Below are 10407 nucleotides of genomic sequence, written 5' to 3' on the forward strand. Positions count from 1 at the left end.
ATCGAACAATTTCGATCGCTAACCGAGATGGAAGAACCTCAATGTTGCAAGCAGCTCGGGTGTTCGCTCCTGCCACAGACCACGCAATTCCCTGCATATCCTGACGATGCTCGCGGGGGTGGCGTTCCAGCCACGGACCTTGCGATGGGAAGGTGCGGCGGCCTTGCGGTAGCGGCGGGCCGCGCGCCGCCCGAAACGAAGCAAGTCGTACTCGCGGCGCAGCCCAGGGTGGGAAAGAGTCTCCCAGGCGCCTTGGACGAGATGGAACTCGTCCATGTCGCCGCCGCGGTCGGGATGGGTCACGCGCAGTCGACGTCGGTAGGCGGCCTGTATCTCGGATCTCGGGGCCTGCGGATTTATCCCGAGGACACGGTAATGGTCTGGCTCGTTCACCATGCGGCTCCAGATCGGTCCTGCGGTGACGGACTGATGCTTGGGCTAGCTCGCACCAATACACTCATCATCGGGCTTCTCCCGGCCGCAGCCCCCAGCGGAGGCGTGCGGTGGGGCGTGTCGCTTTAGCAAGCGCAGCACGGTAGGCCCTGCTACCGAGGTCGGAGATCTGGTAGGTGCGGCGCTTGGGGCGGTCGGGCGGCGCATCGGCTTCCCAGGTGCCGGCGATCCAACGGGCCTGCTCGAGTCGCTCAAGAATGGGGTACACGGTGCCGGGTCCGAGTCCGGACTCCTCGCAGATGCGATATCCCCAGGGCGGGTCGTCGTCGACTGCGGACAGGAGCAGGTCAAGAACCGCCTTGGTCGGCATGGTGAGCCGGATCTTCGCCGGCGGGTTCTCGTCCATTTTTCCTCCTCGACAAGGGCTCGACCCTATATCGAGAACGATACTATCAGGTTCAGTCCTGCAGATCGAAGAGCGCGAGGCGAGGGTTACGGGTGCGGTCCCGGCATCGGGCGGCGTGCGAGTCTTGCGGTTTCGCGGTGGTGGCGGGCACGGGCTTCGACTTCGCCGGCCTTGGCAGGATCGCAGCGCTCGCGGTGATGGGCGGCAAGGTATTCCCATGCTTCAGGTCGGTCGGGGTCGATCGCGGCAGCGCGTTCGAGCGCTGCGGCGGCATGGTTGTTTTGGTGTATATCGCGGTAGATTTCAGCTAGATCGAGGGCGGCCTGGTAGAGGGAGTTTTGCCAACATTTTCTCTGGTCGATGACGTCCCAGGCCTCGCATCGTATCCACGAAGTTCTCAGGGCCACAACAGATGGCACGTGGACGGCAAGTGGTCCGGAACTGCTCAGTCCGGCGGGGGCACGGCTCCCATCTCGTCGTAGAGATCCCGCGCCTCTCGCCGGTAACGGCGAGCGCCCTCCGAGTCGCCTGCGGCCTCGCGGACGTCGCCGTTGACGTGCAGCGACTCCGCCTCGGCGAGTCGGTACCCGGTCTCGCGGTTGAGTCGCAGCGCCAATTCTGCGTGCTTGTCCGCATCTGCGGGACGTTCCAATGCGAGCTCGATCTTGGCGATCACATTGAGCGCTTCGCCTTCGAACCGGCGAAACTCCGAACCATGAGCCGGTTCGAGCGCCCGCAAGGAGTCGTCGCGAGCGTGATCGAGCATCCCGAGACGGTATTGCGCCGTAGCCCGGCCGATCATGGCCTGGATCCAATGGAAGAGTGCCTCCCGCTTTGAGAGATCGAGAGCGCGGTCATAGAGGTCGATCGCATCGCGGTGCTCTCCCATGGCGTCGCGGACCGCCGCGAGTGTGGAGATGGTGTCGCATTCGAGCTGCGGCCATGGGAACTCCGGCAGTCCGTCGATGGCCTGCTCGGCACTCGCCCGCGCCCGATCGAGGCGTCCGGCCGCGAGGTGGATGCGAGCCGCGACCTGATGGTGCCGAAAGTGGAACCCGGCGATGGGGCGACCGTCCAGAGCCTTGAGCACCTTGTCGATGTGGTCGTTGGCGACACCGAGCCGCCCTCGCATCAGTTCGACGTCTGCGAGGTTGATCAGCCCTATCGACTCGAACGCGTCGTTGCCCGCGCTGATGGCAGTCTCGTGTTCGGCGAGGAAGTACTCGGCGGCCGTGTGGATCTCACCGAGATCGGCATGAAGGTTGCCCAGCGCGTCCAGAGTGACGCATTGGGTGGTGAGCTGGCCGCACTCCCGGCAGAGCCGCAGCGCCGTCTCGCCGTAGACGATGCCTTCACGCAATCGCCCGATGTCGGAGCAGGCGCCTATCAGGTTGTTCGCCGCTGCCGCCTGTCCCATGACCCACCCGGCCTCCTCGGCGAGCCGCGCGGCTCGGTCGCCGTGCTCGATCGCCTTGGCCGACCTGCGGCTGCGGATCAACGAGAGCGACAGGCCCAGCTCAGCGGCGGCCAGGCCGAGCCGGTCGCCCGCCCGTTCGGCGGCGCCGATTGCCGCCTCATTGAGGCGCACGGCGTCGGGTCCAGACATATTGGACCACGCGTAGGCGCGCAGAGCGTCGCTGAGCAGCCAGGCGATCGAGGCGGGCCCGTGTTCGGCGGCGTGCTCGACCGCCGCGACGAGGTTGCCGCGTTCGCTGTCCAGCCACTCGGCGGCGGCCCCCGGAGTGGGTTCGAAGCGCGCTTCCTTCCATTCCGGTACGGGCAGGTGGGTCATCGCGGGAGCGAGCGCTTCTCTGCAGGCATGGGCGCAGTGGAGGTACCAGTCGAAGAGCCGCCCGGTGGCTTCGGCGCGCTTCTGCGGAGTCTCTTCAGCTCCGGTCCGCTCCTCGGCATAGAGCCGGAGCAGGTCGTGCAGTCGGTAGCGGCCGGGCCGGTAGCGGTCGACCAGGTGCGCCGCGACCAGCCGGTCCAGCACCGCTTCGGCGTCCTCAACGGAGGTACTGGCGAGCCTCGCGGCGGCCTCGGCGGTGAAGTCCGGACCCGGCACCATGCCGAGCAGCCGGAACAGCCTTCGCGCCTCGGCCGGGATGGCCCGGTAGGAGGATTCGAACACGTTCCGAATCGCGGCGTCCGGGCTGTCGTCGATCTGCAGTGATGCCAGTCGGTCGCCGTCGGAGAGCCGCGCGAGATACGCCGCGGGATCCAGGCCCGGCTCTTCCGCCAGATTGGCCGCCGCGATGCGCAGCGCCAACGGCAGCCCGGCGCACAGCTCGGCCACGACCGCCGCCGCGCGCGCTTTGGGGCCGTCGGGAAGTCTCGTCAGCCAGGCGATGAGCGCACGCGAGTCCTCTGTCGCGAGCGGTTCGAGAGCGACCCGAACGGCACCGTGGTCCGCGACGAGGCCGCTGAGGCGTTGGCGGCTCGTCACCAGCACCAGGCATTCCGAGCCTCCGTAAAGGAGCGGGCGCACCTGATCGGCCGACGCGGCGTTGTCAAGCACGATCAGCATCCGCCGACCCTCGACGCAGGTGCGGAACTTGGCCGAGGCCTGGTCGACGTCCAAGGGGATCTGGTCGGCGGCCACATCGAGCGACCCGAGCAGTGCCGCCAGCGCGTCGATCGGCCGCAGTGCCGTGCCGCCACTGTGTCCGCGCAGGTCGATGAACATTTGGCCGTCGGGGAAACGGTCGGCGACGCGATGTGCCCAGTGGACTGCCAGGGCGGTCTTGCCGATGCCTCCCATGCCGGTGAGCACGGCGATCGGCGCCGTGTCGGTGGCGAGCAGCCGGTCGAGCCGCTGGACCTCGCCGTCCCTTCCGAAGAAGCCGTGCGGTGCCATGGGAAGCTCGCGCGGAACGGCGGTCGTTCCACCGACGATCCGCCGGGCCACCGGAGTCCAGGTCCCTTCCAGCGTCGCGGTGGCGACGTCCGCCAGGCGCTCATCGCCGCGTAGCACCGCTTCGTGCATGCGCCGTAGCAGCTCACCGGGTTCGACACCGAGCTCGGTGACGAGCAGCTTGCGGCGAGTGCGGTACATCTCGAGGGCTTCGGCCTGTCGACTCGCTCGGTACAGCGCGAGCATGAGCAGCGCGGCGAGTCGCTCGTGGTACGGATGCGCCTGCACCAGTTCCGTGAGCGAGGCGACCAACTGCTGGTGGTCGCCCCTGTCCAGTCGCAGTTCGAACAGCTCCTGCTGGGCGCCGACCTGCATCTCGGTCATCCGGGCGGCCTCGGCCACGATCAGTGGCGAGGGCGCGATGCCGGAATACGGCTCGCCCCGCCACAGGGCCAGCGCCCGCTCCAACGATTCGACCGCCGCATCCGCCATCTCTTCAGCGCGTTCGCGGCGACCCCGGTCCGACAGTTCGGTGAACCGGAGAACATCGAACTCGTCGGCGGTGACGTCGATGCGGTAGCCGCTGGGTCCGGGGGCGATACGCCGGGAACCGCCGAGAGCGCGCCGCAAGCGGTGGACATGGACCTGAAGGCTGGAGGCGGCGCTGGGCGGTGGTGAGCCGGACCAGACGGCCACGGACAGCTCGCTCAGCGGGACGTGTTGACCGCACCGTGCCAGCAGGACTCCCAATAGGTTGCGCTGCATCGGAGGCAAGGGGAGAACTGCCTTGTCTCCGACTCGAACCTCAAGGGGACCAAGGGCATTGAACTCGAAGCTGGAAGCCACGCGAAGGGCCGTTCTCGTCGGAGGGCCGGGGCGGCCGATGATATCCGGTTCGCGCTACTCCAAGGCGAGGCAAGTTTCCACTTCCTCGCCTGCACAGAGCACGACTGGAGGCCGGGTTTGTGGCGCCCGGCCTCCGTTTCGTTCCGCGGCTTGGTTACTGCTGAGGGTGGTTGTAGGGTCCCGGCTGCGGCTGATGCTGCGGCACCTGCTGTATCTGTGTTTGCGGCCGCGGGGCCCAGCGCATCATGAAGATGCTGACCGCCAACAGGATCGCAGCGAGGACGTAGAGCCAGATGCCCCCTCCGGCCGCAGCCTCGATGTCGGCGTCCTCAGAGTCCTCAAGAAGGCTGTTGAGGGCCTGGACCGGTTGGAAAGAAGCGGCGATGGTGGTCAGGGCCAGGCCGATGCCGCCGAGCTTGGCGGTCCATTGAAGTCCGGGTTTGATGCCGACGGCGGTCCAGCCGACGATGACGATCAGAAGGATGGCCGGTGCGAGTCCGGGGAGGCCGCCGACGACGCCCCCGAGGCCCGCGAGCGGGAGGTACGACAGCTCCTCGTCGGAGCCGTCGAAGGAGACCTGCGGAATCATCGACCCGATGGCCAGCAACAGCACGCCGGCTCCGGCCAGGCCGAGCCCGGCCGAGTCGGCGCGTGCGATGGCGTCGCGGATCCGTTTCTGCCCCGCCTCCTCGAGGTAGGTGAAGTCCTGGAGCCCAGCGGCCCAAGCCGCTCCAGTCGCATCGCCCAATGCTTTGAATACCACGGCGATCCTGCAGTACAGGTAGTGACGGCCGGTGTCTTCAAAGCGCGGCACCACAGGATTCGCAGCAATCGACTGCGCGAACAGGTGCAGCGCCAGACGCGGATGTCCGTTGAACAGGCTGAGGTCGCCCGCGTCGTCGAGCAGCACGCTCTTGCGGCGGCAATAGGTGACCGCGTTCCGCAGCAGCTTGACCGCGGAGTCTGTGCTTCCCTGGTCGTCGAGGAACCTGCGTCAGTTCGCAAGTGGAGTCGCACACCGAACTTCTCGTGTGCCAGGGAGCCGGCCTCGCTCGCTTCGATCGGTACCTCAGTCGCTCTCGATGAAGGTTTCCAGCAGAGCGTGGCCGATCTCGATCAGCACCGCGTCGACCGCTTCAGGTTCGGGGCCGTCCGAGTCAACCCAGATTGCGACATGAAATGCAACAGTGCCCTCCCTGAAGGCGATCGAGTGAATCGTAGGAGGTCCCTCCTCCAGTTGGTGGTATCCGGCGTCGCCGAGTTCGGTGAATTCGCTGACCGAGCCTCCCGATCCGCCGTCACCTTCCTCGACCGAGCTCTCGATGCTGTGCGCCGCGTCTTCGGTGTTGTCCCACTCCTTGACGGAGAACTGCAGGCTATCCCAGTTGTCCACGAAGTAAAAGCAGCTCAAGTAGCCGTTATTGATGTTGCCGGTGACATCCTCACTTGAGAAATCGGTGACATCCACCTCAGCGAGCTCTAGGTACGGCCCGTAATCAAAGTCGGCGCACGTGTCCTCGTGGAAAGCCGCTTGCACGAAAGTGCCGGACGAGTCCTCGCCGGCGTCACCGTTGCCGAAGTTCAGCAGCCGGTCCCAGTTCACGACCACGACCACGGCGGCCGCGATCAGGACCACCGATGCGGCCGCTGCAAAGACCACGTTGCGCAGCCGACGCCGTCTCGGAATGGGCGCAGCGGCGCGCGGCGGCTTGGGCAGGCCCGCCTGATGTTGGGGAAGGGGCCGGGGAGTCGGTGTATTGGCCGGCGTAACCGGTGATGCCGGTGCCGGCTGGGGTGGAGCGGGCCTCGCCCAGGAGGTGAAGACGCTGCCTTGGGCGACGGCCGTCTCGGGCTGCTCGATCGTGGTCGGGGCGATGCCGAGTTCCTGATGCAGCACGGTCGCCACGATCGGCATACGGCTCCCGCCCCCGACGAGGAACATTCCCGCGATGCGGTCGGGAGTGAGCCCGGCGGCCTGGATGACCGCCTTGATCACGCTGACCGCCCGCCTGATCAGTGGGGCGGTGGCCTCCTCGAGTTCGGAACGCGTCAAGTGCATGTCGGCATCGTGGCCGGGGACGGGCAGGTCGATGCTCTGGTGGCGGGACAGCCGCTCCTTGGCGAACCTGATCTCCTCGAGCAGTTCGCGGCGGGCCTCGCGATCGGCCTCGTTCGCCGCTTCGAGCAGCCGCCGCCAGTTCGGATCGGACGCGAACTGCCGGCCCAGGTGCTCCAGGATCGCGGCGTCCATGTCGAGTCCGCCCAGGTCGTCCCGGCCGTCCACGGCGAGCACTTCGAAACCGGCCGCCCGGCGGGCCACCGCCGTGACGTCGAAGGTCCCGGCGCCGAAGTCGAACACCACCACCGACGAATCGGATGCGACGCTCGGTTCGAGCAGCGAGGTGTAGAACGTGGCGGCAGCGACCGGCTCGGGCACGAGTGCGACCGGGGCGATGCCCGCCCGCTCAGCGGCGTCATGGATCACCTTGTTCCGCAACGGACCCCAAGAGGCCGGCACGGTAACCGTGGTGTGCTCGGGCACCCCGGCGACGCGTGCGCACTCGGCCCCGACGCGGCGGAGTACCGCGGCGATCAGCTCGACCACCTCGTATTCGCGGTCGCCGAGCAGCATTGCCTCGGTGTCGACCGCGCGCTTGGGATTCGGCTCGAAGCGGTCGGGGCGGCGACGTCCGCTGTGTACGGCGTCGCGGCCGACCGCGATCGTTCCGTCCTCCTGGGCGTAGACCGCCGACGGGAGCAGGGGCGAGCCGTCGAACAGCAGCGTGTCGGACCGCCCGTCGGGGCGGCGCACGACGGCGACGGTGTGCGAGGTGCCGAAGTCGATGCCGAGAAGGAGACCGTGCTGGGGTGCGGGGGTTTCCATGGCATCAGGCTATCGAAGTGAACTGCGGGGAAGGAACTCCGGCGCAGCCGATGAGCGTGAGCCCGAAGGGAACGGCTGGCGGCGCGGCGTTTCACTGGATTGAAAATGCTGCTCAATCGGACCAAGAAGCCAAAAGGCGCGTCCGCCTGAAAAGAGGACGCTCACCTCCCCGAACGGCTGGACAGGACTAGCGCACAACGGGGTTCTCCTGGACGTCGTGGGATCCCACGTGATGGGGGTCGGCCCTGTCCCGCCAAAGTTTTGCACGGCGGATTCGGTCTGGGCTGCTTGAGGATCGACTGCGTCGAGGTCCGCTTCGAGCCGGTCGCGGTAGGCGGTGCGGAGGCACCACCGCTCCGATGCTCGGGCTTGGCAGTCGAGTTCCTTGGCGAGGAAGACCTCGACCACCGGCGCCCGGTCGCGGGCCGCGGGCGTCGCGGACCGCCGTGGAACTGAGAAACGCCTCCGGACCCCGTCCAGGTGCGCCGCAATCGACTCGGGCCAGGACGGATTGCCCGCCACGACCTCGACCCCGCGAGGAGTCGGGCGGTCGAGGGATCGCGCGTGAGGGCCCGCATCGGCAATGAGGATCATGACGCTCCGGGTTCCGTCGCTTGATCTTTCGAAGTGGGGCAAGCCTCTCGCATTGCGGCCCTTCGGACATCGCACCAGTGAAGGCACTGGGAACTGCAACCGCAGGAGCAGTTTCGGGGCGTTCCGCGCCGAGCGAGTGTCAATAACTTGAACATGCATGTTTGAGTTTTGCGGAATCATTGGTACGCTGCAACTCGTACATCAATGTTCAAGTTAAGGAGTGATCATGTCCGCGATCCACCATCCCGACTCCGCTACGGCCCCGGCCGCCCCGCCGCTGCCGCGGCGCCGGCTCGTCCTGGCGCTGCTGTGCACCGCACAGGCGATGCTCATCATCGACATCACCGTCGTCAACATCGCGCTGCCCTCGATCGGCGCCGAACTCCATCTCGACAGAGAAGCGCTGACCTGGATCGTCACCGGCTACACCCTGGTCTTCGGCGGCCTCATGCTGCTCGGCGGCCGACTAGCCGACCTTTACGGCCGACGCCGCCTGCTCATCATCGGGCTCACGCTGTTCACCGCGGCCTCACTCGCCGCCGGACTCGCGCAAACCGGCCCAGTCCTGCTCAGCGGGCGACTCGCGCAAGGCCTCGGCGCCGCCCTCATGGCCCCCGCCATCCTGTCCACCGTCACCACCGCGTTCCACGGCGCCGACCGCCATCGTGCGCTGGGACTATTGTCGGCCATCGCCGGAGGTGGGGCGGCTATCGGCGTCCTCGTCGGCGGGGTACTCACCGCGGGGCCCGGCTGGCAGTGGATCTTCTACATCAACGTCCCAGTGGGCGCGGTGATCCTGGCGGCCCTGCCCGCTCTCCTTCCGGCCGACTCCCCTGGCGCGCAGCGAGAACGCGTCGACATGCCTGGCGCGATGATCGTCACTGCAGCCACCGCTTCGCTCATCTTCGGCCTGGTCGGGGCCGGCGACCGCGGATGGGACTCGGCCGTCACGCTCACGGCGCTGGCCGCCGCCTTCGTGCTCTACGTGGTCTTCGCCCTGGTGGAGCGGCGCACCGCCGCACCGCTCATGCGTGTGCAGCTCCTGGCCCGACGCACCGTCGTCACGGGCGCGTTCCTCATGCTCATAGCGACCGCGCTGCTGATCTCGTTCTTCTTCCTGGGATCGCTCTACCTCCAGGGCTTCGCCGAGTACTCCCCACTGCGCACCGGCCTGCTGTTCCTGCCCGTCGCCGTCGCCACCACCATCGGGGCGCAACTGGCCGCGCACCTCATCGGCCGGATCGGACCCCGGCCCATCGCCGTAGCCGGAATGCTCCTCGCAGCCGCCGCCTCGGCGTGGCTGGCGGTGCTCGATTCCGACAGCCAGGCTGAGACCGTGGTGGTGCCGGGACTCGCACTGGGGGCGTTCGCCCTCGGCGCTCTGTTCATCACCGCGAACGCGACGGCGCTGTCGCGTGTGGACCCGCAGGAGGCCGGCGTCGCCTCGGGGATGGTGACCACCTTCCACGAGCTCGGGGGCTCAGTCGGCGTCGCCGTCATGTCGACAGTGGCCGCTGCGAGCATCGCCGCGAGCGTGCCGACGCTTTCAGGGTTCACCGACGCGTTCCTCGTCTGCGCGGTCGCCTCCGGCGTATCCGCACTCGTCGCGCTGCTCCTGGTCCCCAAGGGGAAGGTCGAAACCAGCGGTGGCCCTCACAGCCACTAGTTACCCTTCATTCATGGACAACGGCAAGACCACTGCGTCGGCACGGCGACCCGGCGGGCAGCGCCGTGCCGACGCGCAACGCAGCATCGACAAGATCCTCACCGCGGGGCTCAAGCTCTACAGCTCCCGGCCTGGGGTGAGCGTCGCCGAGGTCGCCGAGGCCGCCGGGGTCGGTCGCGTCACCCTATACGGCCACTTCCCGTCCCGGACCGAGCTGGCCAAGGCGCTGATGGAGCGGACATTCGAGGAGACCGAGGCTGCATGGCAGTCGGTCGACACTTCGGGGCCGGCCGACGAAGCTCTGGACCGAGTCCTGCGCGAGCAATGGCACCTGATGGAGCGCAACCGCAACCTGCGCGAGAACGTCCTCGGCGATGTCTCACCGCAGTGGCTCCGCACGCGCCACGACCCGATCCTGCGGCGGGTCGAAGCGCTTATCTCTCGCGGGCAGGACGAGGGCGTGTTCCGCAATGACCTGCCCTTGTCGTGGATGGTCACGACCCTCTACAGCCTGGCCCATGCCGCCGCCGACGAGATCACCGCCGGGCGTCTGACTGCTGAACAGGCGCCAGAGATCCTGTCGACCAGCCTGCGTTCGCTGTATCGGCCGTGAGGAAAGGCCCGCCGATTCGGCGGGGCACACCGAAAGTGATGCCTGGTGGGGTTCTGCTGGGATGGGTTGTCGTACAACGGAAGTCACCTCGGTTTGGACAATCGGTGAATTTGGGGACTGAAGCGAATCGTGTCAGGCGGGTTCCCTTCGC

The 10407-nt window shown here is 67.5% G+C and carries 8 protein-coding genes; 3 read left to right on the forward strand and 5 right to left on the reverse strand.

All coding sequences use genetic code 11. The features are described from left to right. Positions 1-18 precede the first annotated feature (18 nt). Together FAB82_RS07260 and FAB82_RS07265 are read right to left on the reverse strand one after the other, a co-directional pair. Positions 19-396, reverse strand: coding sequence for a J domain-containing protein (locus FAB82_RS07260; protein WP_136533883.1), 378 nt, complete (start codon positions 394-396; stop codon positions 19-21). 64 nt (positions 397-460) lie between these two features. After that, positions 461-799: a PadR family transcriptional regulator gene (locus FAB82_RS07265; protein ID WP_136533884.1), complete on the reverse strand. Its 339-nt coding sequence runs from the start codon at positions 797-799 to the stop codon at positions 461-463. A gap of 137 nt (positions 800-936) precedes the next feature. On the opposite strand from FAB82_RS07265, the gene FAB82_RS26930 reads away from it, so the two are divergent. Then, positions 937-1110 (forward strand): hypothetical protein, encoded by a 174-nt coding sequence (locus FAB82_RS26930; RefSeq protein WP_168801465.1) that lies wholly within the window; start codon positions 937-939, stop codon positions 1108-1110. 134 nt (positions 1111-1244) lie between these two features. On the opposite strand, the gene FAB82_RS07270 is transcribed toward FAB82_RS26930, so the two are convergent. The 3 genes from FAB82_RS07270 to FAB82_RS07280 form a co-directional block, all read right to left on the reverse strand. Continuing rightward, the gene (locus FAB82_RS07270; protein ID WP_136533885.1) at positions 1245-4418 is read right to left on the reverse strand and encodes an AfsR/SARP family transcriptional regulator; all 3174 of its coding nucleotides are present in this window, start codon (positions 4416-4418) and stop codon (positions 1245-1247) included. Positions 4419-4653: 235 nt separating this feature from the next. Further along, positions 4654-5409 carry a hypothetical protein gene (locus FAB82_RS07275; RefSeq protein ID WP_136533886.1) on the reverse strand — a complete coding sequence of 252 codons (756 nt, stop codon included), beginning with the start codon at positions 5407-5409 and terminating at the stop codon, positions 4654-4656. A 159-nt stretch (positions 5410-5568) separates the two neighbouring features. Continuing rightward, positions 5569-7383 (reverse strand): Hsp70 family protein, encoded by a 1815-nt coding sequence (locus tag FAB82_RS07280; RefSeq protein ID WP_136533887.1) that lies wholly within the window; start codon positions 7381-7383, stop codon positions 5569-5571. An 820-nt stretch (positions 7384-8203) separates the two neighbouring features. On the opposite strand from FAB82_RS07280, the gene FAB82_RS07285 reads away from it, so the two are divergent. Next, a complete protein-coding gene (locus tag FAB82_RS07285) occupies positions 8204-9643 on the forward strand; it encodes an MFS transporter (RefSeq protein ID WP_136533888.1) in 1440 nt (479 codons plus the stop codon). Between the two features lie 13 nt (positions 9644-9656). After that, entirely contained in the window at positions 9657-10256 is a 600-nt protein-coding gene (locus tag FAB82_RS07290) for a TetR/AcrR family transcriptional regulator (protein WP_136533889.1), read from the forward strand. The last annotated feature ends 151 nt before the right edge of the window (positions 10257-10407 follow it).

The organism is Glycomyces buryatensis (assembly GCF_004912275.1).
Lineage (GTDB): Bacteria > Actinomycetota > Actinomycetes > Mycobacteriales > Micromonosporaceae > Glycomyces > Glycomyces buryatensis.